The organism is Sulfuriferula multivorans, assembly GCF_003851125.1.
Classification (GTDB): domain Bacteria; phylum Pseudomonadota; class Gammaproteobacteria; order Burkholderiales; family Sulfuriferulaceae; genus Sulfuriferula; species Sulfuriferula multivorans.
Window position 1 is genome coordinate 70,361 of sequence record NZ_BGOW01000001.1, and the last position, 25,195, is coordinate 95,555.

Sequence of the window (25,195 nt, forward strand, 5' to 3'; positions counted from 1 at the left end):
ACGCCACAAGCACTCCTGGGTTAAAATCCGGGTACCCCATTGGAGGATAACCCGCCATGTCACACGCCCAGTCCCACGTGTTTTTAAGTGAAGACGATTACCTGCGCCGGGAAGAGCAAGCCAGCGCCAAGCATGAACTGGTCAATGGCGAAATGTATGCCATGGCGGGTGCCAGCGAGCGGCACAACCGCATCACGCTCAACATCGCTTACCATCTGCGCACAGTGACGCGCGGCAAGCCCTGCCGCGCTTTCATGGCCGACATGAAGCTGCGCGTAGACGCCGGGACAACGTATTACTACCCGGACGTGATGCTGGTATGCGACCCGGGTGACGATCACCCGATTTATAAACGCGCGCCATGCTTCATCGCTGAAGTGCTTTCACCCGCCACTGCCAGCGTGGATCTGCGCGAAAAATGGCAGGCTTACCGCACCCTGCCCGGCCTGCGCTATTACCTGTTGGTAGATGCCGAGCGCCTGTGGGCAAAGGTATTTTTCCGGCATGAGGTCGAGGGCTGGTTCGAGCAGGAACTCTCCACCGAGGACAGCCTGGAAGTGACGTGCGGCGATCTTCATCTGGTGCTGACGCTGGACGATCTCTACGAAGACACGGGCTTGCTGATTGTTTAATCCGGGCGGCGTGTGGCTGGCATTGCTGGCATTGCCGGTTAGCGCGCTCGCCGTGTGGCTATTCTCGAGAGGCCGCGCGGCGCGACTGGCGCTGGACCATCCCAATGTGCGCTCTCTGCATACCACACCCGTACCACGTACCGGTGGACTGGGCATGATCGCCGGCATCGCAGCCAGCTGGTTTGCGGCCGGCGTCCACCTACCCATTCCCTTATCCGTCGGCGCCGCGCTGCTTGCGGTCTTGTCTTTTGCCGACGACCGTCACAACCTGCCAACCAGCTTGCGCTTCCTCGCTCATGCCGCTGCCGCAACGTGGCTGGTAACCACTTTAGGTACGAATTGGAGCACATGGCTATGGCCGCTGGCGGTACTTTTCATCGTCTGGATGACCAACCTGTATAACTTCATGGATGGCTCGGACGGTCTGGCAGGCGGCATGGCGCTGTTCGGTTTCGGGACTTACGCGCTGGCTGCCTTGCTACAAGGTCACCCCGACCTGGCTCTGGCTGGGGGTGTGATTGCGCTGGCCGCTCTGGGCTTTCTATTATTCAACTTCCCGCCCGCAAGGGTATTCATGGGTGACGCGGGATCCATTCCGCTGGGGTTTCTGGCCGCCGGACTGGGACTATTGGGCATGGTGCGCGGGAGCTGGCCAGCCTGGTTTCCCGTGCTGGTCTTCGCGCCTTTTGTGCTCGATGCCAGCATTACCCTGGTGCGCCGCGGATTGCGGGGCGAGAAAGTATGGCACGCGCACAAGGAACATTATTATCAACGTCTGATCCGCATGGGCTGGAGTCATCGCAAAACCGCATTGGCCGAATATGTCGTCATGGGTGGCGGCAGCAGTATCGCGCTGCTCGGGTTATTTGTCCCCGCATCCATGGCAATGGGCATCGCGGCGCTGTGGGGTGCCGTACTCATTGCGCTGATGCGGCTTGTGGACAAGCGCTGGCGCGAGTTTCAGGTAAATCAAGCTGCTCATCCACCTGATTGATTGCTGCAATGATGGATTAAGACTATATTGTCTTACTTACGTCTTACCAGATAAAAGAAGGACTGATCCATGGACACCACTAAGTTATCCAGTAAAGGACAGATCATATTACCGATGCCAATTCGCGCTGCGCACAAATGGCTACCAGGAGTCGAATTTTCGGTGGAGGATACACCTGAAGGAATATTGTTGCGCCCTTTGAAACCATTCAAGCCAACACGCCTTGAGGATGTCGTGGGCTGCGCAACTTACACGGGGCCGGCAAAAACGCTGGATGAAATGGATGCCGCCATCGCGGCCGGCGTTAAGGCCAATCATGATCGCGATTGATACCAACGTTCTCGTCCGCCTGCTTACCGGTGATGACGCTGCGCAAACCAGGCGGGCGGCTGCTCTATTTGAGCAAGGCAATATTTACATAGGCAAGACCGTACTCCTTGAAACCGAGTGGGTGCTGCGTTTCAGTTATGGCTTGGGCTCGCCGGCGATTATCACTGCGCTAAAAAACGTGCTCGGTCTGCCCCAAGTAACGGCTGAGGACAACCTTGCCATCGCCGATGCGCTCACCCTGTTTGAGGGCGGGATGGATTTTGGCGATGCGCTGCATCTTGCCTCCAGCAAAGAAGCGACACAGTTTGCCACTTTCGACGGACGTCTGAAAAAGCGTGCGGATCAAAATGCGCCAAATCATCATGTTGTCCTGTTGTAGCGCTATGAAAATCGTGACTCTGTGCAAGCCCCAAGTTACGCGGCCTTCCTGAACTCCAATGACATCCCTTCCCCGCTTTAATTCCCGTACCGCTCTCGCCTTCCTGCACGACCTCAGTGCCGCTGCGGCCGCTTGGCTGATTGCCTACTGGCTGCGCTTTAACCTCGCCATTCCGCCGGAATTCTGGACCAGTGCACTGGCTACACTGGTCTGGGTAGTGCCGCTGCAGGCGCTCGCATTCTGGTTTTTTGGCCTGTACCGCGGCATCTGGCGCTTTGCCAGTCTGACAGACCTGCGCCGCATCTTGATGGCTGTGGGTGTCGCCGCGCTGCTGGTGCCGCTCGGCCTGTTGATGTTCCGCATCCATGCCGTGGTACCGCGCTCGGTGTTGCTGCTCGACCCGCTGCTGCTGGTGTTGTTCATGGGCGGCAGCCGCCTTCTGTACCGAGCCTGGAAAGAACATCGCTTTTCCAGTCTGCTGCAGACGGAGCGCGAACCCCTGCTGGTAATAGGTGCTGGCAGTGCGGCAGCGTCGCTGGTACGCGAACTCTCGCAAAGCAAGGAATGGCGCGTAGTCGGTTTGCTGGATAACAGCGCCACCAAGCTGGGGCGCGATATCCATGGTGTAGCAATACTGGGCACGCTGGACAGCCTGCCTGTCCACGCCAGCCGGATGGGTATAAAACACGCAGTCATCGCCATGCCTTCTGCGCCGCATTCTGTGCGCCGCCACGCTGCCCAGCTGTGTAACGAAGCCGGCGTCACGGCGCTCACCGTACCCGCTTTTGAAGACCTGGTAAGCGGCAAAGTAACCGTCTCAAGCCTGCGCAAGATCGAGCTGGACGACTTGCTCGGGCGCGACCCGGTGCAGCTCGACGACGCCGGATTGCATGGCCTGCTGTGGGATCAAGTCGTCATGGTAAGCGGCGCGGGCGGGTCGATCGGCTCGGAACTCGCACGGCAGATTGCGCGTTACCAGCCCCGGCTATTGATCCTGTTCGAGCTGAGCGAGTTCGCCCTGTATCAGATCGAGCAGGAATTCAGCAGTCGTTTCGCCAGCCTGCCCATCCTGTGCATCATCGGCGACGTTAAAAACCGCGCCGTGCTCGACGACCTGATGCTGCGTCATCGCCCCGCCGTGGTGTTCCACGCCGCCGCCTACAAGCATGTGCCGCTGATGGAACAGCAAAACGCCTGGCAGGCGCTACAGAACAATGTGCTCGGCACCTATACCCTGGCCAGCGCCGCACAGGCGCACGGCGTCGCCAAATTCGTGCTGATTTCCACCGACAAGGCGGTCAACCCGACCAACGTGATGGGCACCAGCAAACGCAGCGCGGAAATGGTATGCCAGAGCCTGCAGCAAGCCGCCGGCACGCGCTTTATCGCAGTGCGTTTCGGCAACGTGCTGGGCAGCTCGGGCAGCGTGATTCCGAAGTTCCAGGAACAGATTGCCAAGGGCGGGCCGATTACCGTTACCCATCCCGACATCACGCGCTACTTCATGTCCATCCCGGAAGCCTGCCAACTGGTACTGCAGGCCGGATTGATGGGCACAGGCGGCGAGATTTTCGTGCTCGACATGGGCGAGCCGGTCAAAATCGCCGACCTCGCGCGCGACATGATCCGCCTCTCCGGCTATACCGAGCAGGAAATCAAAATCGTCTATTCGGGCCTGCGCCCCGGCGAAAAACTGTTCGAGGAACTGCTCGCCGACGACGAACACACCCTGCCCACTCCTCACCCCAAGCTGCGCATCGCTCAGGCGCGCGATGTGGATGCCGAATGGCTAACGGCGGCGCTGCATTGGCTGATGCAGGGTGGCGTGGTGGCGGAAGCGGAAGTGAAGCAGAAACTGCGCGAATGGGTGCCGGAGTACACGCCGAAATAAGTTGATGACAGAAAAGATATACGGGCCTGATTAAAAATAAGGGTACCGCTGAACATGGCTGCCCCCCCCGGCTCACCCCGTCGAAGTCAAGCGCATCACGAGCTTTTTTCGACAACGCCTCGCTGTGCTCGATGACCCGCGCACCACAGGCAAGGCGCTCACCATCCTGCGTCTCGGCGCATACAGGCGCTACCGCATCGGCGGCTATCGAATCATCTGCGACATACTGGACGGCGCGCTTTGCGTGATCGAGACCAGCAACCGGAGCAACTAATCGGTAAGCACCAAACATGCTGGGCGAGGTGGGTGAGCGAGATTCAATTCATTAAGTTGACAACCATCCCAAAATAAATATACTTACTAAGTAATTACATTTAGGTGATCGATATGGAAGCGAAACTAGTAAAAATCGGCAACTCGAAAGGTGTGCGTTTACCCAAAGCCATGCTCATCCAGACGGGCATGACTGAGCGTATCGAGATTGAGGCGCGTGGGCATAACATTATCCTCAAGCCAGTCAAAGAGCCACGCAGCGGATGGGAAGCGAGCTTTGCCAAAGGTGGCTGTGATCTGACCGAAGAAGACCATGCATGGCTGGATGCTGATCTTGTCACTAGCGATAGTGATAGCTGGTGAAGCGCGGTGAAGTCTATTGGGTCAATCTCGACCCGACGGTGGGCAGCGAAGCGAAAAAACGCCGTCCCGCCGTTATTTTGTCGCCGGATGAAATGAACCGCAGTCTGCCGGTGGTAATTGTGGCGCCGATTACCAGCAGCAAAAAGTCATGGCCAACTAGAGCAGATGTCACGTTAAGCGGCAAAGCGGGGCAGATCATGCTGGATCAGATTCGCACCGTGGACAAATCCAGACTGATGAAGCGCATTGCCGAAGTTGAAATTGTTGAAGCACTGGACGCATTACAAATCACGTTTTCTCCATAGCCGGAGCAATCCTGAATGGTGCACGCCAGCGATCGGCCTGCACTGAGTCACTCGCCAGGCACGGCTCCGGAAAGCCGCCTCTTTCCAGCAAATGATCCAAAGCATCGGCGGGATCCACATGCTGCTGTTCACACCACTCGCGCACCGAAAACGGATGCAGGCGGAAAGCAAAATAACGACCCGCCAGCGAATCGCCCCCTTGGCGAAATGTTTCCATGTGCGCACTACCCGTCACCAACAATGCCTGCTCGGGCGAACGCCCGTCCACCACCCCCTTCAGCCAGCCCTTCCAGTCGTGCATTTTGCGAATCTCATCCATGACGAGTAGCTTGGCGCGTGGATTCCATGACTGGCGCTGCAACACACCCCGGTCCGGCAACACATCCCAGTTGAGGTATTGAGCATTCCCGAACAACTGCATCAACTGACGAGCAAGCGTAGTTTTCCCCACCTGCCGCGGTCCAGTCAACACTACCATCTTGGCGGTCAAATCTTTCAATACCAACTCTTCAAGGTAGCGTTTCATTGACTAAGCGCACAACAAATGCAAAAAAGTCGCAAATAAAATACGAATTCGATGTCATTCCAACGATCGATAAGAACGAGAATAATTTGATGGATGTAGGAGCGGCTTTAGCCGCGATGTATTTGAGTTTCGTGGCTAAAGCCGCTCCTGCAATTAATGCCGGGGAACGAGTGCAGCTTTTATAAAGAGGTACCGTATTACGCGATAAATATCAACCCGGCATATCCAAAGTCGCCGCTGGATCAATGAGTCATGTTCACGCACAACCCAAGCCGGACACTCTCTGCCAACAACCGCTTGTCACGCGTCCATAGCCACGCGCCGGGAGAAAGCCGCGCAGCCGCCAGCAAGTGTGCATCGATATAACCAATTCCTCTGCCGAAGAGCGCATGGTTTTCGATGAAATGCAATACTTCCTCATCCGAGGCGACGGTGGCCTGCGGCAGGTTTTGCAAGGTAGTTAGCACGATATTGCGATTCTGTAAGCTACCCAAGGCCAGCTCACCAATGACAAACCGGTGAGTCAGGACCTGACCTGTGTTCAGAAGCCTCGTCAATTCCACATCACCATGCCGTAAATGGTCTATCCAGACCGAGGTATCGACCAGAATCATGCCGGTTCAGACTGGCGCCGTGGCACATAATCAAGCAAAGGTTCTGATCCACCGAGCAATGCCAATCGTTTGGCACTCTCGCGCTGGATCAATGCCTTGAGAGCTTCGCGAACCAAGGCAGTCTTTTCCATAGGGCCGGCCAATGCCTGGGCTTTTTCCATCAAGTCGTCATCAAGTGCAAGGGTAGTACGCATGATCATTATCTCCGTTAATGATGCATACTTTATAACATCGAATGATGCTGCAATCAATGCATGCCATGGATCCTAACTGCATCACACAACACCTCAGTTCCTATCAGCACAAAGCATTGCGCTGGCGCTTCATTTGGCAACAGGCAGCCTGAATAAATACTTACGGAAATAGCGCGTCATGCTCTGCAAATGCCAGCGCATGTGGCGTAAATCCCGACGGCTGGCGCGTTGCGCATTATGTACAACCGTCACCTGCGGGCAGGCAACAACCCGGCGATGGGCTTTCCACAAACGTGCGCAAATATCCACATCTTCATAATAAAGAAAATACTTTTCGTCGAAACCGTGGATAGCTTTGAAATCCGCTGATCGAAACAGCATAAACATGCCCCCCACCCAGTCGGCGGCAAAAGGTTCTGCGCCGGGCCTGCTTCGATAGCTCCCGTCCGTCAGTCCAAATGCTTTTGCTGCCAGGCTACGGGGGTGCGGAAAGTGCCGAACACTATCTTCGACCACTCCCTCAGCGTTCACTGAAATCGGCGCCGCCGCGCCCGCATTGGTCTTTTTCAGCACAGACAGCAACACCGGGAAAGGATTCGTAAGCAACCTGATATCCGGATTAAGCACACAGAAATAATGCGTTTGGCAATGGCGGAAAGCCGCATTGTGATTCGCACCAAAGCCTTTTGGAACGAGGTTATTTACGTTGACCACCTTGCTGGCCAGCGTTTCCGGTATGGCAACCGCTGCCTCGTGCATGTTGTGCGTCAGCACGATACGTGTTACCTCGGGGCATTGCGTGAGATCGCGCAGCAATTGCGCCACCATTGCAGCGTGACCATGAGTAACGATAGACACGGTAATCATGTCCCGGCGCCATTTCTACTTATTTTTCCTCGCAGGGCCACCCATAGGCGCCCCACCTCACCATTTATCAGCCTGCCCAGGATAATCCAGCCATAGCCCCAAAGACGCGCCAAGCGGGCTGGGAATTTCAAAATGGGCATGCAACAGAGCCAAAACAAAGGTTCCCGATAATAACGCCCATGCAATTCCGCATAGACTTCTGCAACGCGGTTTTCTGGCGTATCGGAGGCGCGAAGAAGCTGCAAATGGAAAGGCAGGAATAACCACAACAGCTTGCGATTGATTGCGCTCACAGTGACAGGCGAGAGTCCCCGATCCAGGAAAGCTTCAAGCACGCGATTATATTGGCCGCAAAGAATCCCGATTACATCGTAATCCTTGCGTTCAATACGCTTTGCTGCCAACAGGTATTCGTTGACGTATACACATTCCGGCCGGCTAAAGGCCGCTTCATAAAACAGATAGGTTTGAACCAGCGACGTACCGACAAACTTGTTCGCATCCAAATCTTTGCAACTGGATTTATTTATAATCAGGAATGAAATAAATGTCGCCCTAACAAAACATTTTTTGATGAACTCATTGGCATCGCGATAAACTTTTTTCCCCGCAAAAAACTGGGTAGGCTGTTCCTTGAGAAAATCAAAATTGTAGCCATAGGCGTTCACAAAAACAGCTCCATAGTCGCCGGTTCCCAGCAAGGCCAGGATTTTCTGCAATGCACCGTCCAGCAAAACATCGTCATCCCCTAGGATGAGCACATAATGCCCTTTCGCAAGATTAAAACATTGTGCGATATTCCTGTCGGAGCCGATATTCTCAGCGTTACGAAAATAGCCGAGCGGAAATCCTTGCGCGATAAAGGATTGAACAACCTCCTGGGTATGATCCGGCGAGGCATTGTCATATACAGTTACCTCAACGTCATTTCCCACCGCAGCCAGCTGCGGTAGAAGCTGCGTCAGACATAACTGTAGCCACGCCGCCCGATTAAAAGTCGGGATTGCTATAGAAAGCACGACATCACTCATTTGACCTGCCCTGCAGGCTGATGCCAAATCTTACGCAAACGCAGCCATAACCATAGCGCGCTTGGCAAGCCATACACCAGATTGATCACCAGCAGTGACATTACCATCCCGGTACTGCCATAACGGCGTCCAAAGTACCACATGGCCAAAGCCACCTGAATGGCTCCCAAGACGGACAAGAACATAAAGGGCTCCCGTTTATGCATCCTGAGGTAATAAGCCAGGGCTCCAATCACATGCGTCAGGGCGAATGCCGCCAGCAGATAAACCATATCGGTCATGGGCAACAACCGTTGTGCTAACGGATACGAGGAAAACAACTCCAACACCGCAAGTACCGCCACACTACCCACCCAACTGACTGCAACCGATTGCCAAAAAACCTGCGCAAATACCCGGTCCAGCGTTTGCCAATCAGCCCGCGCTGCAGATTGTGCCATCACCGGCGTATTCGCCTGCAACCACACGAGCGCTACACTATTCAGCATATTGGCAATGACCAGACTCATCCCCATTTGTCCGGCCTGGGCGGGTCCGTGGTAATAAAACAAAATGGGCGTGAACAGCTGAAAAATAAAATATCCCGATGCCCAGCTCACCGCGATACGCCATTGCATGGGCCATATCTCGCGCTTCCAGGAAAACCCGGAAAGACCAGCTTCATCCTTTTGGTGTCGAATCGCGCTTAACAAGGCTGGATAAGTTCTGGCAATCCAACCAGAACCAAAAATCACATTGACAATAAATGTGGCAGCCGCCGCATAAAGGCCTGCTCCTCCGGCAATAGCTGCCCAAGTCAACGCGCTTGAGAAAATCCCTTGAACCAATCGGAGCCGATTGACCTGCGCCACCTGCCCGCTGCCTTCAATGGCCGCCAAAATGGGAATAATTGGCAAGTACGCAGATGCCGCCAATACCAATACCACCCAGGGACTTTGCCAGGATACAGTCGAACCTGCGGTTTCATGGCTACTAAAAAAAAACAGTCCGGCAGGGAGTATAAACAGCGCCATTAACAAGGCTACCCCACCATACCAGACGACGGATCGTCTCAAGATGGCATGAAGACGGTTTATAGCCTTCTGATCGCCATGGACTTGTCCCGCATGACCCCAGGATAGTGCAGCGAATTCGTGGCTGGCGAACTGGGTAATAACAAATGCCAGGCCCAATTCGAATATCACCTGCAATGCAAGAACACTGCTGAAAGTATAGTAAAACCCTTGTTGAACCAAATTGAAATAGTGTCCCACCAGCAACAAGGTGATGGGCGCGGCAATAATTTGCCAGCCTCGAGCAAACAGGGTGAACAGAATTGCCCGGCTTAACCCAACTCTATTGACAATTCGTGTGACAGCTGAATGCAATGGATTCTTTGTGTGAATGGTCGGTTTGAAGAAATAAAAAGAACTAAAGTCTGGATCTGTCAGTATGGAGACCTTCATCAGGCCGTCCTGATAAGCGGAAATAAATCCGTCGCAGCCACTTTGCAGCTGATGCAGGCAGCAATGAATAAATCATGATAATTCCCGCCAGGCGCAGCCGCCAACCCTTACCATATGCGAACATGGACAAAAGATATTCACCCTGTTTCATGCCGTGGGATTTGAATTTTAATGATATCTTGAGCAACAAGACAAACTGCCTGACAAAACTTGGCTTATCTTTTGTCAGGAAATCCATACCATCCTGCAGAAATTTTTTCCGCAGAGAATCTGATTGAAAGAAACGGCTCGTTCTAAACCAGCTATTGTGCCACTCCAAATCCCCGAAATAATAGCTGGGTTCGTTACTTTGTTTATAAGTCATTATCTGATTCGGAATTGTATATAAAATCAGACTGTCTCGACCAAGCCCAAGTATCACAGGCACGAGATGGGGAAACGCATCGCCTATATTCATATAGGCTTGCGGCAAGTACTTGATAAAAATGGCACGCCTGACAATAGTATTGGTTATTTGACTGATACTCGCAAAGAACATTTTTTCCGTGCCAGCAAGCTCAACGGCAGAAATGCTCCTGCCTTTGGATTCGGCGGACGCAAGCCAACCCAATCTTATTAAATCCGCCTCACCTTTCTCGATGATGGCAATCAGATCTTCAATATTTTCCAGATGCCACTCATCATCATCACCCAATATCCAGGAATATTCTGAAGACGAGATTTCAATCGCACGCAGAATATTGGCATTGCCGCCAATATTGTACCGGTTGCGATGATATGAAAGATTTGGCCACTGCACCTGAGCAGCAGCGACGACTGATGCCGTGTCGTCCGTCGAGGCATTGTCCAGAACATGCAGTTTGATGCCAGTCAGCCCGGCATCGAGAAAGGCGGCCAATGTACGCTGCAAATCAGCCGAACGATTGTAGGTAATCAGTACCGGTTCAAGTTTCTGGTTATCCCAAGTGATGTGGCTTTTCACGCCACACCAATAAGTTTCTGCAGTTCATGATTCGCCGCGTCCAGTTCAGCATAAGTCAAATCGTCAATCTTGATCATCTCAAAACCATTGATCAACATGATAAGAACCAAACCATCGCCTGTCCGTTTTTTATCCATCTTCATTGCGGCAAACACGGCATCGGTATCGAGTTGGCCCTTGTCTGGTTGGGCCGTAAGCGCCGGTTTCAGCGCCTGTTGGTGTAGCTGTTCGAAAAGAGCAACGCTCATCAAGCCGCGATTTTTGGCAACGATATTGGCAAACATCATGCCAATGACCACAGCCTGCCCATGCGGGATGGCAAACGCTGAAGTGGATTCAACTGCATGACCGAAGCAATGGCCAAAATTGAGCAGGTTGCGCTTGCCGGTGTCGAACTCGTCGTCCTGCATATAACCGAGTTTAACGGCGAGGGATTTTTCGATGGCGGAAAGCAATGCCGCGGCATTTTCGCGGCCTGCCAGTGCCGGCAGATTCAACATTAACTCGCGGGCGAGCTGCTCGCCACCCATCAGGTGCAGCTTGACGACTTCGCCCAATCCGCTGAAATAATCCTCGTTCTTTAAGGTCCTGGTAAACCCGGGGCTGAGAAATATCCGGTTCGGCGGAAAGAATGTGCCGACGAGATTTTTGTAACTCTTGTAGTTAAGGGAAGTCTTGCTGCCTATGCAACTGTCAGCCTGTGCCAACAGGGTTGTCGGAACAAAAATCCAGTTAATGCCGCGATACAGGGTTGAAGCGGCGAAACCGGTAATATCCTGTACGATCCCGCCGCCTATCGATATCAATGTCATGTTGCGCTTGGCCGAACGCGACATCAGCGCATCGTAAACCTCCATGACCGTATAAAGATTCTTGCGATCTTCCTCGATCGGCAACACCATGACCAGTTCAGGATCAAGCCGGGAAAACAGGGAGTCGCGATAGAGCTCCCACACATTGCTATCGATGACGTAGAAACGGTTGGGAATGTCTTCGAATGCCGTTAGAAAATCAAACGAACCGGAGAAATGCACCTCATAGTCACGAATTGCGGAATGAACCCTGATTACCTGCATACATAGCCCCCATCAACTACCAATACCTGGCCAGTCATATAAGAATTTTTTCCGGAACATAAAAAGGCCACCATCTCGGCTATCTCTGCCGGTTCGGCCAAACGCTGCAGCGGTATAGTGTCGCTGATGGCCTGGATCTGCTCCGCAGAATTATTCTGACGCGTCAACTCGGTATTGACATAACCGGGGGCGATGGCATTGACCAGTATGCCATGTGGCCCCAGCTCCAGCGCCAACGTACGCGTCACTCCATTGATGGCAGACTTGCTCGCCGCATAAGCCATCCGGCGCTCCTTCGAGACGATGCTCCAGATCGAGCTGAGGTTGACGATTCTTCCAAATCGGTTTGCCTTCATGCGCTCAGCAACCAGCCGGGTTAACTGCAACGGCGCAACCAGGTTAATCTGCAGTGTCGCATTTAACGTAGCGGAATCGAGTTCATCAATGCCGGCCAGAAAATTGATGCCGGCATTGTTGACCAGAATATCGATGGGGCCTTCTATAGTGTCCACATAACGCTCGATGGACTCGGGGACAGCCAAATCCATTTCTGTACGTGAAGGCGTTAGCACGTGTACGCCTGCGCGAGCCAATGCCGCAGCGATAGCGGCGCCAATACCGCGAGAGGCGCCCGTGACCAGGGCGACGCGATTTTTCACTTCACAATCCCGTATTTCTCCATGGCGCTCTTGTAACGAGCCTCCAGCATTTCAATGCGCTGAGCATCCTCAGCGAAAATCATTCCATAAAAGTCGCGCTTGTTCTTCAGCCACAGCAATTCAAAATACACGGCTTTCAGAATACCCTTCTCGGTGCCTGCATCCAGCGCTTGCGGACAGCTAAAAATAACCTTGCGTGTTTCATAATAGCTCAACGCCCCAGTCGGCAATCTACGCAGGAAGGGCAGCGCATCGGCCGAAACGCCGCCACCCACAGCCGCAATCAAGCCGTGAGCGTGGGCTTTGGCGACAATGTTACTGGTCAGGTCAAAAACGGCATCACTATTAATGTCATCGCGGCCCAGGCCGGCAGAGCCACTCAAGTCAACACGCCCCACGACAATGCCATTCAGCTTCCTGATGCTGGGGATAGCCAGCATTTCATCAAAGTTCTGGCAAGTGGTCACCGTTTCAATATTAATCGAGAAAGACATTTGCTCGATTTCATCCTGAGGAAAGGCGAGGTCAATCGCAGCCAGGAATTTCTTCAATGCGTAAGGCGTTTCCACCATGGGCGCGACAATGCGCGAGACACCCAGCACCCGCGCCTCATACATATCGCGGATGGCTTCGCAACCTCCGATCTTGAGCGTCAGCCCCAGACCCGCAGCACTAATCACCTCCTTCAGGCGCATGGCTTCTTCGAGTCGCGTTCCCTCTGCTTCGAATTCGGCCTTCACGCCAACTACGTGATGGTTTTCCCTGAGGTCGGTTAGTACTTCAACCATTTCACGCTCAATTTTGTTCAACATAAACTCCTTAATTAGTTAATAAACTTGCTTAAATATGTTGTTAAATATTCAGAAATAAATCTCCTAGCATGTAAAACTGCCATTTCATAAACACTCAGGAATAAACATTGCAAATAACTCACAATATACCCATTCGCATTATCAGGACATCCGGAACATACGGCTAGAATATTTCACAAGATCGGAAACTCAAATAAATAATTAGCTATCTCAAACACTAATTCTGATATTTCATGATCTGTAAATATTAGTGGGGAGCGTGTCTATGTTAATTATAATATATTCAATTCCCATTAATATTAACGTCTTCTCTCAAATATATATTTACACTATTCCAATCTCTAGGTAAATCACGAGCCACACCCAACTCATCTGAAACCGCCATCAAATCCTGATAATTACCTCGCAATGTCAGCATATCCCCGGCTTTTAATTTAAAACTTGGTGTAGGTTGATATATTAATGCGTTACGAATAACCTCCACTACTCTTACTTTGTTTTTAAGTGCTCCGATTGTTTGAACAGCGTTATCTAGATCTTCGCCAATAATGCTGACATTTTGGATTAAAACATTCTGAGTTGCCTTCGGCATAATTTCTAATTTCGAGATATTAAGTTTATGCGTAGGTAATGCAACGCTTCTGACTAGACGATATTTACCTTCGAAAACCCATTGATCTAATTGATTTCTAAAATCCTCTTGTGGCAAATTCTCGTTTTGCTTCAATATTCTATTTACGGCGAATGCGACAGGGGATGGTTCCAAAGCAACTATCACACGAGGTGGATGCTTTCTTAGTGCCCGCAATTCGTTTTCCATTTGTTTTGACGAAACAACATCAAACCATTGGACGACCTCTCTGAAGGGAGGGATTTTTTTATGTAGTGCATAAAAAATAGGCAAATTATAGAAATAGACATCCGATTGTGATAAAGAGTAACGATCCACATATAGCTTAATCATGTTAAATACATCTCTGTATTTAACATCAACATATATTCCGGCTAAGTCCGGGTAATTTGTTTGATACCTAGCCGAAAATACTGATCCCTGTGTATTTTCCCACCAAGAGTATGGAACCAATAATTTACCAATTGCTATTCTCGGTAAAATTGCAAGAAAAAACAGGCTCGCTAGTAAGAAATATTTCTGCTGCGGAAATCGCTGGATTCTATTGAGAATCCACGCAACAGTGAACGCTATAGGAATTTGCATACCGTTAAAATCAAAGCTGGCAGTATTAGTATTACTGTAAGCCAGCGCAATAAGCGGAAAAACAATCCCTACATATTTAATATTAATTTCAGAAGTAGTAGCATCGTCACGCAACCTTCGATAAATCTTGAAACTCAGAACAATTAAAAGCGCGATAGAAACCGGAATTATTAGCTCTCGTAGCAAATGGTATAGGCTATTTGTTATAGCAATGCCGATAATAAGCAGCACACTGGTGGCGAATAAAGCACGCTGCGTAAGTTGTTTATTTAACAGCACATGGATAGAATTCATCCATTTTTTTTGCCAATCTGATTTAAAATAAAATAAATATCTGAAGAAAAAATACATTCCTGCAATAAGCATTGATTTTTTTAAAATATTTCTATTTGTTGGGTCAATAAAAAAACGACCCAACACAGTTACTAGATTACCCTTAGCATCATTTGAGAATAATAAATTTTGCCAATCTGCAAATGATATTATTGGCAACATGGCTAGGACAGCAATTATCACGCCAAACGTCAGCCCTAACAACTTTGCTAACAACCATTCCCCTTTTTGCAGTACAAAGCTCAGCATAAGTGCGGCATATAACAATACGCCAACATTCTGCTTGAGGAAAATCATGAGGCATACCAACATACCTAACAGCAATGAACCACCAAAATTCTGTATTTTTGTTAATTTGGCATTCCCAGCTATCCAGCTATGCAGTAGCAAAGTTAACGAAACAATTAACAACTGATAGGTATGGTAATCTTTCGCGATAAATTGCGGTTCGGAAAACAAAAGAAAGCTCGCCACAATTACTGATATTGCGGATGCTTTTGCGGAAAAAAATTGCTCCAAAAATAACTGAAGACACAATATGGCCAACAAATAAACGGCCACGCCAAAAAGGCGCAAATAAAAAAACGAGTCTCCAAATATATCAAGCAAATACCCATTGATTATCGTAAACAAAGGGGTAAACGCCAAATCAAAGTCATGATATGGCTTTAGCCCCAAGTTATACAAATAACCGTATGTTTCCCACCATCCTTCACTTAGAGGGAAATAGCGATTGAATATAAGTAAGTTGAAAACACCAATAACGAATAGTGCAGACAATCGATACCGTAAATTTATCGGCATGCGTTCTAAAATTGGCATTGCTTATCTCTCTTTAGAATCTTAGAGGACTCTGTTGTATTAAGGGCTTGCTCAGGTGTTTTGAATGAAAAATGTTTATGCCCGAGGTAACTAGCAATAACTGTGATGACCACAAACCATGCTTGCCCTACTATCGGACGGGTCCCCAGTAACTCGACCATAGCTGGCAAAGCGACCAGATTGATTGCCAGCACGCCGAGATAGACCGTATTGAATTTGCCAAATTCATGCAGCCAGCGCCCTTTGGTTTTGAAAACCAGAAACTTGTATGCCAGGTAGGCATTGGTAACAGAGATCACATGGGAAATAACCAGAACAATCAGATAGTGGACCCGGTCTTTGAGCAACATCAGCAACAACGCAAACAAGATGTAGCCAAACGCCGTGTTATATCCACCTACCAGCAAATAGCGAATTTTTTCATTTTTCAGGAGACCCATTTTTTAGAGCGCCTCCCTCTATCGTCAGCCCATGGGTTTGCGACACGATATAGTTGGGTCTCTGCTTAACTTCTTCGTATATCAATCCTACATACTCACTCACAATACCAAGCATTGTAAACAGAATGCCAAACATCAACAGCATGACAGCCATGATCGTTCCAAAGCCCGCGAATGGAACCCCCCAGATGATTGCTTTTATAATGATCACCGCTAGCAATATGAATGAAAAGACAGAAACGGCGAGGCCCGTTAGGGTGATTAATTTTAGTGGTATGTAGGTGTGGGCAAAAATTCCTTTCAATGCCAGTTCAATGACCTTGAAGGTATGCGCGCCGGACACGCCAGCAAAGCGTTCTGCCCTTTCATGTTTAATGCCTATGGATTTATACCCAACCCAGGCAAAAATACCGCGCAGAAATCGATTCCGTTCATGTATTGAGTTGATTGTTTCATAGACTTTTCTGTCCACCAGGCGGAAGTCGCTGACATTCTTTGGAACCATGCCTCCGGTTAGCCCATTTGCCACCTTATAGAACAGCTGAGAGTTAAATCTCCTAATCGCGTTGGTTCCATTGCGCTTGGTGACAATGCCATAGACGTTCTCGTAGCCTTCTTCCCATTTTTTGATGAATTCGGTGATAAGTTCGGGCGGGTCTTGCAGATCAGCGGTCATGATCACCGCGGCATCCCCACTGGCGTAATTCAATCCAGCCGTTAGCCCTCCATCCATTCGAAAATTTCTCGCCAATTGCAGGACTTTGAATCGATTATCTTGCTTATGAACCGCCAGCAATTTCTCGTAGGTATTATCCAAGGATCCGTTCTCAACGATGATGGCTTCGAAATCGTATGCAGGGTTGGCGGCAAAAACGCCTTGCAAGCGCCTTGCCAGTTCGTCGACGTTATCTTGCTCATTGTAGGCAGGAATAACAATGGAAATCAGTTTCTTCATTGAGTCGGCAATCAAGCAAATAAGTAGGGACGATACATATGATGAACCGGAATCAGATTTTTGGGGCACGTCTTATGCCATTGCCATTGGTCTTTTGCCGGGGGGACATGCGCCGCAAGCGTTTCAGCAAGAGGTGAAGCTAGGCGGCACGCAAAGAGCAGCGAAACAAAATGACCACGAATGGTGTTTGTGGGGTGTATGACCTGATTGATGGCGATCGGCGCGGAGTCATGTACGACGCTGGCACCCAGCTCCTGCCGCGCTACGGCATGGATGCGGTCGCTGAAGGTTTCCCGGAAACGGATAATGCCACCGGGTACATGCCAACCGGCATCATAGTGACCATCGTCCCGCCATGTCAGCAGGACGCCGTTGGCCTCATCCCTGATAAGCAGATCCACATTAACCAGCGGGGTAATCTGGCTGGCATAAAGAAACACCTCCTCCGGCAAGCCTTTGGTTGGGTCTCCGGTGAGAGCTTGCAATTCCTGCACCAGGTTGCCGAGGCGGTTAGCCGTCATCATTTGCTGCTATCCCATGGCTCGATGAGCATATTTTCCATGAGCTCTGTTCTGTCGAGGGAAGGCACATGTCTACCAATGGTTTCAGATTGCATGGTGGCAATGATAGACGGATACTGGGCAGCATCGCTGCCCAGTATCCAATTCACCCGGATATGCGTGTCGAGCACAATCATTTGAGGCAACCCCACCCGGTAACGATGCGGATTTCTCTCATTTGTTTTTCTTCTTTATCGTGTGTTTGAATTTCAAAACAGCGAAGTTCAGTTCGATTGAGGTTTCTGTGTCGCTCGCTTGCAAGTCGTCATCGAAGATTTCGGCGATTAGCTCGCCGCTTTTTTGCATGAGTGATTTTTGAACGGCTTTGTCTTGAACTGTTGATAACTCTTTTATGCTTCTTGATAGCTCTCTGATTTTTGAGAAGGTCTCAACTATCGCGATGGTCGCCTGGGTTGCTTGTGGGCTTTTGAGTATTGTGGCAAGCATATAGAGCCCTTTTTCCGTAAATGCACTTGGGAGCTTTACTTTACCTCCTTTAATTGAAGTCGAAAATTTCGACTTCAACGAATCCCACTCGTTTTTATCAAGCTCCATGATGTATCCATCAGGAAATTTATCAGGGTTATTTTTCACCGCCTCATTAACTCTTTTTGTCTCAACCCCGTAAATCACTGCCACATCAGCATCGAGCAAAACTTTTTTGCCTCTTATCTCGATGATCAACTCTTTTAGGTTCTCAAATATCACCATATCCGTCATATCACACCATCCTCTCTGCTGTTCCTTTGCGCAATTTGCCCTATCACTTCATCACATCGCATAGGGCTTGATGCCTTTGCTCGGTTGTTTAGAGGTGACATCTTCGCCAAAAGCTTAAGGGGTACTCTAAAAATTCCAATTTTAGAGCCACTATAGTCATCATTTGCTGCCATCCCATGGTTCGATGAGCATGTTTTCCATGAATTCGGTTCTGTCCAGGAATGGGTACATGTCTTCCAGCGGTTTAGACACCATGGTGCCATCCGGCTTGATTTCGGATGCCAGTTTTGGATACAGCAGCTGATCGGAGGCCATCATGATCTCGCACAGGGCTGGCCCTGGCACTGCTAGGGTCTGACGAATTTTTTCCAGCAATTCGTCATGGTTCGCGGCCCGGTTGGATGGAATGCCGTAGGCGCCACAGATTTTCTGCATATCCGGAAAGGACACCCCGCTGCTCGGATCAGCCGCGATATAACCTCCAGGGAAATAGGCATCCTGGGTAAGGCGAATGGAGGTGTAGCCGTTGTTATTGAGCAAAAAAATCTTGATGGGCAGTTTGTGGTGGGCAATGGTCTGCAGTTCCTGCAGGTTCATCTGGATGCTGCCATCGCCGGCGATGCAAATCACCCGCTTGCGGTCGTTGGCGAAGCACGCACCTATGGCGGCGGGTAGATCGTAGCCCATGGAGGCACAGCCGGAATTGGTGAACAGACGCTGCCCCTTTTTCAGTTTGACCGCCTGAAAAGTACAGGTGTTTGCCGCACCATTGGCAAGGACGATTACGTCACTGGGCGCCAACTCATCCGAGAGGGTGTCAACGAAATGGAAGGAGTTTACATCGTCCTTCTGTGCGCGCCATTCCGGGGTCACGCTCGGGTAACGGCGACGCCGTTCGCGGCACCATTCAATCCAGCTTTCCTTACGCGGCAAAGGCTTGCCACGCAGTTGCCGCGCCATTTCTTCCAGTAGCACTTTGGCATCGCAGTGGACGGGCATGTCGGGGAAAATCGTGGGCTTCTTGAGCTCGGCGGGGTCGATGTCAACGACAATTTTGTACGCGGCACGAGCAAATGCCTTGAACAGATAGGAAACGGTTCTGACCCCAAGCCGCACCCCGATGGTCAGCAGCGCGTCCGCGTTCTGGATGATGAAGTTGCTGGATCGGTCGCCGGTGACGCTGGGACGGCCGAAGAACAGCGGGTGGTCGGAATGAATAACGTCATTGCCGCCCATGGCAGTTTGCACGGGTACGCCGAGCAGGTCGATCACTTCATGAAAGAGGGCCATGGCTCCAGCGAGACGGATGCCATTGCCGGCCAGAAACACAGGACGCTCGGCAGCGCGAAGGCGCTCGATGATGGTCGCCGCCTGCGCCTGGACGGTCTCTGGGTCGAAACATATCCGGTCTTCAGCCAGACTGTAGGGTAACAACTCATCCTCATCAATCAGGGCCGCCTGGACGTCCAGGGGAATATCCAGCCAAACCGGGCCGGGCCGCCCATTGCGGGCGAGATAAAGCGCTTTTTCGAAGTGATAGCGAACGCTTTTGGGGTCGCGCACCATCACGGCGTATTTGGTAATCGATTCGACAATGGCGATGATATTGGCTTCCTGGTCGCCGAGCTGGCGCAGCGGCAATCCCGTACTCTCGACTGTCGTACCATATTTTATCTGGCCGGAAATGAACATTCCGGGAATGGAGTCGAGCCATAGCCCCAATACACCGGTGAGGGTGTTGGTGCCGCCCGGGCCGCTGGTGACGACGGCTACGCCCAGGTTGCCTGTTATGCGAGCGTAGCCTTCAACGGCGATCGCGCAAGCCTGTTCATGGTGGTTGCAAACGTATTCCAGGTTCTTGTTTTTGCCGATGGCGTCATTGAGGTGCATGGCGCCGCCGCCGGAGATCATGAACACATGGCGGACACCCGCTTCGGCGATGCGTTTTGCCAGATAATCGGATACTCTGATTTTCACGAATGTTGCTCCCAACCGTGCCAACGGGCAGTTTTGATGATGGCTTGTTCCAGGGTGACGCTTTGTGTGAGGCCGAGTTCAGTTTCGGCACGCTGTGCGGAAGGCACATACCGTTTGGGCAGGGCTCCCGGCTGAGCTTGCTGCATGATGCGCATGCCGCTGCCGCCAAGCGTTGTGTTGACGAGCGCGGCAAGCTCCGCAATGCTGATAGCCTCGCCCGCCCCTACGTTGTAGGGGCGGGCGGTCTGGCCACGTAGCAGGATGGTCCATAACCACAAAATCAGATCAGCCGCATACAGGTAAGAACGGTATGGCGTGCCGTCACCACTGATTTGGATCGTGTTTTTAGCCATGGCATCGCGGATGAAGTTGCCAATTGCAAAGTGGCTATCGATTGGCAAATAGGGGCCGACAAACGCAAAACAGCGCGCCAGTTTGGCCTCGATACTGTACTGCCTGGCATATAAGCTGCACAGCAATTCCGCAACGCGCTTACCCTCTGCATAGGCAGATCCGGCATTGGTGCAATCCGGGCCGTTGAAGTTGGATTCGGACCAGTGTGATATGTGCGGGGGCTGGTCGCCGTATACCGCACCCGAACTGAGGAAGAGAAAATTTTTTGCCCCGGATTGCACGGCAAAATCAAGGGTTCGCCGTGTTCCCCCAACAATCGTGTCAAACATGCGGATAGGGTCTTCGGCATTCAGTTTGGCACTGGCATCGGTGGCGCCATGGATCACGAACGAGAACTTCCCTTCCGGAAAAGCAAAGGTTCTTATGTCTCCTGTCAACAACGTGATGCTGGGGTGGGACGCCACATGGGGCACCTTTTCGGCGAATGCCTCGGCGTTGCGGGTCAGCACTACAGCACTCATGCCCAGGTTCAGACGATCATTCAACCAGACGAAGCTTTCCAGCAACCAGGTGCCGATAAACCCCGTGCCGCCCGTTATGAAAAATCGCGCGCCCTTGATATCTGGCCAAAGCGCACGCCCTCGATCGAGGATGTTATTCAGGTCTTCTGCCAGTTGGTTCCGCACTGTGCATTACCACCCGCCCAACCCGAAGAAAGTTTCCAGTTTCTCACCCACATAATCGAGCATGGTTTCGCTAAGCCCGGGATAGACGCCAAGCCAGAAAGTCTGGTTCATCACGATATCGGTATTCTTCAACTCGCCACTAATGCGATAGGCACGGTCCTGGAAATACGGTTGCCGTGTCAGGTTGCCGGCGAACAACAGGCGGGTACCCACTTTGTTCTGGTCCAGGTATTTGAGCAGATCCACTCGCGCCACTTGTGACTCCTCGCGCAAGGTGATGGGGAAGCCAAACCAGGACGGCTCGCTGTTCGGTGTCGCTTCGGGCAGGATCAGGAAGTCTTCCATTCCGGCCAAGCGGTTTTTCAGAAACTCGAAATTCTGTTTGCGGGACTCGATGAACCCGGGCAACCGGTCCATTTGCGCCAGCGCACAGGCGGCCTGCATATCGGTAATCTTGAGGTTGTAGCCCAAGTGAGAATAGGTGTACTTATGATCGTAACCGAAAGGCAATGATCCAAGTTGCCAGCCAAAGCGCTTGCTGCAGGTGTTGTCCTTGCCCGGCTCGCAGTAGCAATCTCTCCCCCAGTCACGGAAAGATTCGATGATGGTTTTTAATTGACCGTCATTGGTAAATACCATGCCACCCTCACCCATGGTGATATGGTGCGCCGGGTAGAAGCTGCAAGTAGCAATATGGCCAAAGGTGCCGACAAGTTTGCCATTGTAAGTTGAACCGAGCGCATCGCAGCAGTCTTCTACAACCCAGAGGTTGTATTTCCTGGCCACTGCCATGACCGCATCCAGATCGAAGGGGTTGCCAAGAGTATGGGCAATCATGATGGCGCGAGTTTTGTCCGAGACGGCAGCTTCGATAAGCGCAGGGTCGATATTGTAAGTCGGGATATGCACATCGACAAAGACCGGCACCATGCCATTCTGAATAATCGGGTTGACCGTGGTGGGAAAGCCCGCTGCTACAGCGATAATCTCATCACCCGGTTTCAATGCACGATCGCCCAGTTTTGGTGAGGTTAGCGCTGTGAAGGCGAGCAGATTGGCCGATGAGCCTGAGTTGGTGGTCAGCGCGTGCTTGACCCCGAGAAATTCGGCGAAACGTTGCTCGAACGCTGTATTAAAGCGCCCGGTGGTAAGCCAGCCATCCAGCGAGGCTTCCACCATATTGCTGATTTCCGCAGCACCGATAACCTTGCCTGAAGGGGGAACAACACTTGTGCCGGGCTGGAAAGGCTTGGGTGCATGTGCAAGCTGGGCGTACTGTTCGACAAGTGCGAGGATTTGTTTGCGGAGTTCAGCTTCTGTCATTTCCATTCCTGTTTTCTATTGCGGGCAGCGCCCATTCTAAAACCATTCAAAGTAATTCAATTTTATTACAACGGTTCTATGCCTGACTGTAGCCTTGTATCTGGCGCAGGCACAATGCGCGCATGTCTTCCCCGCGTTGCCAGGCCCGATGCCACTCAACAATGCGTTCCAGTGTGTGCAACAAATGCCAGCGCGGGCGCCATCCCATGCGCATGCGTGCCTTGGATATGTCGAGCTTGAGGTAATGAGCCTCATGCGGCTGCGGGCGGCTATCGAGTTCCCAGGCTGCACCATCCCCCCACAGACTGGTCAACTGCTCAACGATCCACTCTACTGGTTTGGCATCTTCATCTACTGGACCAAAATTCCAGCCTTCAGCAAAGGCAGGGCCGTCTGTCCACAGATGCTGTGCCAGCAGCAGGTAACCGGATAGCGGTTCGAGCACATGTTGCCATGGCCGGATGGCGTGGGGGCTGCGAATGACGACTGGCCGCCCTGCCATGATGGCACGCATGAAATCCGGGATGAGCCGATCCTCAGCCCAATCGCCACCACCAATAACATTGCCGGCACGCACCGAAGCCAGGGCAACACCATGCGTCTCAAAGGCTTCAGGGTTGAAGAACGAATTGCGATAAGCAGCGGCTACCAGTTCAGCGCAGCCTTTGCTGCTGCTGTAGGGATCATAGCCACCCATGGGATCATGTTCGCGATACCCCCAAATCCATTCGCGATTCTCGTAGCACTTGTCACTAGTAACGTTGACAACTACGCGTACACCGCCGACTTGACGCACCGCTTCCAGCAGGTTGACCGTTCCCATGACGTTGGTGGCGTAGGTTTCAACAGGATTGACGTAGGAGTGGCGAACGAGGGCTTGGGCCGCCATGTGGATCACAATCTCAGGCTGAGTTTCGCGCATGACTGCCACAAGGCGGTCGAGATCGCGTATATCGGCAATGTGCGAACACATACCATCGCTTACCCGCGCTACTTCATAAAGACTCGGTTGTGTTGGGGGGTGCAGGGCATAACCTGTGACATTGGCTCCCAATGATTGCAACCACAAGGACAGCCAACCGCCCTTGAAACCGGTATGCCCGGTTAACAGGACACGCTTTCCTTCCCAAAAATTGGCAAGCATTACCACACCTTCCAAGGTGCCTTGTCGGAACTCCAGAGTTCTTCAAGATGCGTTTTGTCGCGCAGAGTATCCATAGGCTGCCAGAAACCACGGTGAAAATAGGCGGTCATTTGTCCATCGCGAGCGAGGCGTTCCATCGGCTCACGCTCCCAAACAGTATGGTCGCCTTCGATGTAATCCAGTACCTTTGGCGAGAGTACAAAAAAACCGCCATTGATCCAGCCGCCATCACCCTCGGGTTTTTCCTGAAACCCGGTAACCTGCTCACCGTCGAGATTAATTGCCCCAAACCGGCCTGGGGGCTGGGTCGCTGTCAATGTTGCAAGTCGGCCGTGCTTCTGATGATGGGCAATTAATTCGCCAATATTAACATCACCGACACCGTCACCGTAGGTACAACAAAAGTCTTCGCCATCAAGGTAGGGTGCAATGCGCTTAATCCGTCCACCGGTCATCGAGCTATCCCCTGTGTCAACCAAGGTGACTCGCCACGGTTCTGCGTTGTGCTGATGGACTTCCATGTTGTTCTGCGCCATGTCGAAGGTTACATCTGACATATGCAGAAAGTAGTTGGCAAAATATTCCTTGATGACATAGCCTTTGTAGCCTAGGCAAATAACAAATTCGTTTATGCCATATGCAGAATAGGTTTTCATGATATGCCATAAAATCGGCCTGCCTCCAATTTCTACCATGGGTTTGGGGCGAACAGCCGTTTCCTCGCTAATCCTTGTTCCCAAACCTCCGGCCAGAATGACTGCTTTCATAAATTTAATGACCAAATCGTTAAAAAATTAAAGCGAGCTTACCTTACTGAATTGATGGCCTTGCAGAGCCTGTTCGGCGGGAACAGGCAGATAAACAAGGCCATGGATGGTGAAAATTGCGATCAAGGCAGGATTGTAACCGATTCGAGGAGGATGGTATTGTGCGCTAGCCCGCTTTTGGAAAATCGCGAGCTTGCTTGAAGTATTGAATACCGTTTAACCGGGATTTTTCATAAATTTATGCGGGCATCGCGCAGGGCTTTGTTGGATAGGCAATATTTTCTCAGCAGGGCGGGATGGGTTGAATCATGGTTCCATACCATAATCATTGCGGTCTTCGCCGTCCGCGCCTTCTCGAATTTCGGGCAAGCGTTCCAATAACTGCGGCAAGGCCGTCTGCACGGTTTCCCGCACCAATCGAGTCGGGATCATCAGGTGATCCTTGCTATCGCTCTGGCTCTACCGCCATACGGGCCGTTTCGCGGGTAAGTTTCTCATCTATATTGTCGTGAGCGGCACCCTCGG

At 51.4% G+C, this 25,195-nt stretch carries 31 protein-coding genes; 9 read left to right on the top strand and 22 right to left on the bottom strand.

Translation table 11 applies throughout. The features are described 5' to 3' along the window. Positions 1-56: 56 nt before the first annotated feature. From EI185_RS00320 to EI185_RS00355, 8 genes are all read left to right on the top strand, one after another. Positions 57-632: a Uma2 family endonuclease gene (locus EI185_RS00320; protein ID WP_124703117.1), complete on the top strand. Its 576-nt coding sequence runs from the start codon at positions 57-59 to the stop codon at positions 630-632. Then, entirely contained in the window at positions 625-1,626 is a 1,002-nt protein-coding gene (locus EI185_RS00325; protein WP_223247582.1) for an MraY family glycosyltransferase, read from the top strand. The genes EI185_RS00320 and EI185_RS00325 overlap by 8 nt, the downstream gene beginning before the upstream one ends. Positions 1,627-1,695: 69 nt before the next feature. Then, a complete protein-coding gene (locus EI185_RS00330; RefSeq protein WP_124703118.1) occupies positions 1,696-1,956 on the top strand; it encodes an AbrB/MazE/SpoVT family DNA-binding domain-containing protein in 261 nt (86 codons plus the stop codon). Next, positions 1,943-2,335, top strand: a complete 393-nt coding sequence (locus EI185_RS00335; protein WP_124703119.1) for a type II toxin-antitoxin system VapC family toxin — start codon at positions 1,943-1,945, stop codon at positions 2,333-2,335. Before EI185_RS00330 ends, EI185_RS00335 begins: the two co-directional genes overlap by 14 nt. Before the next feature lie 58 nt (positions 2,336-2,393). Next, positions 2,394-4,226, top strand: coding sequence for a polysaccharide biosynthesis protein (locus EI185_RS00340; protein ID WP_124703120.1), 1,833 nt, complete (start codon positions 2,394-2,396; stop codon positions 4,224-4,226). Between the two features lie 94 nt (positions 4,227-4,320). Beyond that, the gene (locus tag EI185_RS00345; RefSeq protein WP_223247597.1) at positions 4,321-4,500 is read left to right on the top strand and encodes a type II toxin-antitoxin system RelE family toxin; all 180 of its coding nucleotides are present in this window, start codon (positions 4,321-4,323) and stop codon (positions 4,498-4,500) included. Between the two features lie 113 nt (positions 4,501-4,613). Further along, positions 4,614-4,862: an AbrB/MazE/SpoVT family DNA-binding domain-containing protein gene (locus EI185_RS00350; protein ID WP_124703122.1), complete on the top strand. Its 249-nt coding sequence runs from the start codon at positions 4,614-4,616 to the stop codon at positions 4,860-4,862. Further along, positions 4,859-5,167 (top strand): type II toxin-antitoxin system PemK/MazF family toxin, encoded by a 309-nt coding sequence (locus tag EI185_RS00355; RefSeq protein ID WP_223247583.1) that lies wholly within the window; start codon positions 4,859-4,861, stop codon positions 5,165-5,167. The genes EI185_RS00350 and EI185_RS00355 overlap by 4 nt, the downstream gene beginning before the upstream one ends. Here EI185_RS00355 and EI185_RS00360 read toward each other — a convergent pair. After that, complete coding sequence (locus EI185_RS00360) at positions 5,151-5,693, bottom strand: ATP-binding protein (RefSeq protein WP_124703124.1); 543 nt, start codon at positions 5,691-5,693, stop codon at positions 5,151-5,153. The genes EI185_RS00355 and EI185_RS00360 overlap by 17 nt on opposite strands. Here EI185_RS00360 and EI185_RS00365 point away from each other — a divergent pair. Continuing rightward, positions 5,693-5,878 carry a hypothetical protein gene (locus tag EI185_RS00365; RefSeq protein WP_124703125.1) on the top strand — a complete coding sequence of 62 codons (186 nt, stop codon included), beginning with the start codon at positions 5,693-5,695 and terminating at the stop codon, positions 5,876-5,878. The two genes, EI185_RS00360 and EI185_RS00365, sit on opposite strands and share 1 nt — an antisense overlap. Positions 5,879-5,935: 57 nt before the next feature. Here the strand turns inward: EI185_RS00365 and EI185_RS00370 are convergent, their stop codons facing one another. The 21 genes from EI185_RS00370 to EI185_RS18315 all read right to left on the bottom strand — a co-directional run bounded on the left by EI185_RS00370 (position 5,936) and on the right by EI185_RS18315 (position 25,102). Beyond that, positions 5,936-6,307 (bottom strand): type II toxin-antitoxin system VapC family toxin, encoded by a 372-nt coding sequence (locus EI185_RS00370; RefSeq protein ID WP_124703126.1) that lies wholly within the window; start codon positions 6,305-6,307, stop codon positions 5,936-5,938. After that, entirely contained in the window at positions 6,304-6,501 is a 198-nt protein-coding gene (locus EI185_RS00375) for a type II toxin-antitoxin system VapB family antitoxin (RefSeq protein ID WP_124703127.1), read from the bottom strand. Before EI185_RS00375 ends, EI185_RS00370 begins: the two co-directional genes overlap by 4 nt. Before the next feature lie 129 nt (positions 6,502-6,630). After that, on the bottom strand, positions 6,631-7,326 hold the full coding sequence (locus EI185_RS00380) for a glycosyltransferase family 2 protein (protein WP_442267870.1): 696 nt from the start codon (positions 7,324-7,326) through the stop codon (positions 6,631-6,633). Positions 7,327-7,364: 38 nt separating this feature from the next. Beyond that, a complete protein-coding gene (locus tag EI185_RS00385) occupies positions 7,365-8,399 on the bottom strand; it encodes a glycosyltransferase family 2 protein (RefSeq protein WP_124703129.1) in 1,035 nt (344 codons plus the stop codon). Beyond that, a complete protein-coding gene (locus EI185_RS00390; RefSeq protein WP_223247584.1) occupies positions 8,396-9,844 on the bottom strand; it encodes a polysaccharide biosynthesis protein in 1,449 nt (482 codons plus the stop codon). Before EI185_RS00390 ends, EI185_RS00385 begins: the two co-directional genes overlap by 4 nt. Continuing rightward, positions 9,810-10,826, bottom strand: coding sequence for a glycosyltransferase family 2 protein (locus EI185_RS00395; protein ID WP_124703130.1), 1,017 nt, complete (start codon positions 10,824-10,826; stop codon positions 9,810-9,812). Before EI185_RS00395 ends, EI185_RS00390 begins: the two co-directional genes overlap by 35 nt. Then, positions 10,823-11,902 (bottom strand): 3-dehydroquinate synthase family protein, encoded by a 1,080-nt coding sequence (locus tag EI185_RS00400; RefSeq protein WP_124703131.1) that lies wholly within the window; start codon positions 11,900-11,902, stop codon positions 10,823-10,825. The genes EI185_RS00395 and EI185_RS00400 overlap by 4 nt, the downstream gene beginning before the upstream one ends. Next, on the bottom strand, positions 11,893-12,561 hold the full coding sequence (locus EI185_RS00405; RefSeq protein WP_124703132.1) for an SDR family NAD(P)-dependent oxidoreductase: 669 nt from the start codon (positions 12,559-12,561) through the stop codon (positions 11,893-11,895). The genes EI185_RS00400 and EI185_RS00405 overlap by 10 nt, the downstream gene beginning before the upstream one ends. Further along, positions 12,558-13,373 (bottom strand): aldolase/citrate lyase family protein, encoded by an 816-nt coding sequence (locus tag EI185_RS00410; RefSeq protein ID WP_223247585.1) that lies wholly within the window; start codon positions 13,371-13,373, stop codon positions 12,558-12,560. Before EI185_RS00410 ends, EI185_RS00405 begins: the two co-directional genes overlap by 4 nt. Positions 13,374-13,656: 283 nt before the next feature. Then, positions 13,657-15,744 (bottom strand): TrkA C-terminal domain-containing protein, encoded by a 2,088-nt coding sequence (locus EI185_RS00415; RefSeq protein ID WP_124703133.1) that lies wholly within the window; start codon positions 15,742-15,744, stop codon positions 13,657-13,659. After that, entirely contained in the window at positions 15,732-16,184 is a 453-nt protein-coding gene (locus EI185_RS00420) for a GtrA family protein (RefSeq protein WP_124703134.1), read from the bottom strand. Before EI185_RS00420 ends, EI185_RS00415 begins: the two co-directional genes overlap by 13 nt. Then, positions 16,165-17,139: a glycosyltransferase family 2 protein gene (locus EI185_RS00425; RefSeq protein ID WP_124703135.1), complete on the bottom strand. Its 975-nt coding sequence runs from the start codon at positions 17,137-17,139 to the stop codon at positions 16,165-16,167. The genes EI185_RS00420 and EI185_RS00425 overlap by 20 nt, the downstream gene beginning before the upstream one ends. Positions 17,140-17,150: 11 nt before the next feature. Beyond that, a complete protein-coding gene (locus tag EI185_RS00430) occupies positions 17,151-17,663 on the bottom strand; it encodes an NUDIX domain-containing protein (protein WP_223247586.1) in 513 nt (170 codons plus the stop codon). After that, entirely contained in the window at positions 17,660-17,836 is a 177-nt protein-coding gene (locus EI185_RS17900) for a hypothetical protein (RefSeq protein ID WP_189836217.1), read from the bottom strand. Before EI185_RS17900 ends, EI185_RS00430 begins: the two co-directional genes overlap by 4 nt. A 37-nt stretch (positions 17,837-17,873) precedes the next feature. Next, positions 17,874-18,419: an ORF6N domain-containing protein gene (locus tag EI185_RS00435; protein ID WP_124703136.1), complete on the bottom strand. Its 546-nt coding sequence runs from the start codon at positions 18,417-18,419 to the stop codon at positions 17,874-17,876. Positions 18,420-18,578: 159 nt separating this feature from the next. Beyond that, positions 18,579-20,396 carry a thiamine pyrophosphate-binding protein gene (locus EI185_RS00440; protein ID WP_223247587.1) on the bottom strand — a complete coding sequence of 606 codons (1,818 nt, stop codon included), beginning with the start codon at positions 20,394-20,396 and terminating at the stop codon, positions 18,579-18,581. Continuing rightward, the gene (locus tag EI185_RS00445) at positions 20,393-21,436 is read right to left on the bottom strand and encodes an NAD-dependent epimerase/dehydratase family protein (RefSeq protein WP_124703137.1); all 1,044 of its coding nucleotides are present in this window, start codon (positions 21,434-21,436) and stop codon (positions 20,393-20,395) included. Before EI185_RS00445 ends, EI185_RS00440 begins: the two co-directional genes overlap by 4 nt. 6 nt (positions 21,437-21,442) lie before the next feature. After that, a complete protein-coding gene (rfbH, locus tag EI185_RS00450; protein ID WP_124703138.1) occupies positions 21,443-22,759 on the bottom strand; it encodes a lipopolysaccharide biosynthesis protein RfbH in 1,317 nt (438 codons plus the stop codon). 76 nt (positions 22,760-22,835) lie between these two features. Continuing rightward, the gene (gene rfbG / locus EI185_RS00455) at positions 22,836-23,903 is read right to left on the bottom strand and encodes a CDP-glucose 4,6-dehydratase (RefSeq protein ID WP_124703139.1); all 1,068 of its coding nucleotides are present in this window, start codon (positions 23,901-23,903) and stop codon (positions 22,836-22,838) included. Then, positions 23,903-24,670 carry a glucose-1-phosphate cytidylyltransferase gene (rfbF, locus tag EI185_RS00460; protein ID WP_124703140.1) on the bottom strand — a complete coding sequence of 256 codons (768 nt, stop codon included), beginning with the start codon at positions 24,668-24,670 and terminating at the stop codon, positions 23,903-23,905. Before rfbF ends, rfbG begins: the two co-directional genes overlap by 1 nt. A gap of 306 nt (positions 24,671-24,976) precedes the next feature. Continuing rightward, positions 24,977-25,102: a hypothetical protein gene (locus EI185_RS18315; RefSeq protein ID WP_262982368.1), complete on the bottom strand. Its 126-nt coding sequence runs from the start codon at positions 25,100-25,102 to the stop codon at positions 24,977-24,979. Between the last annotated feature and the right edge of the window lie 93 nt (positions 25,103-25,195).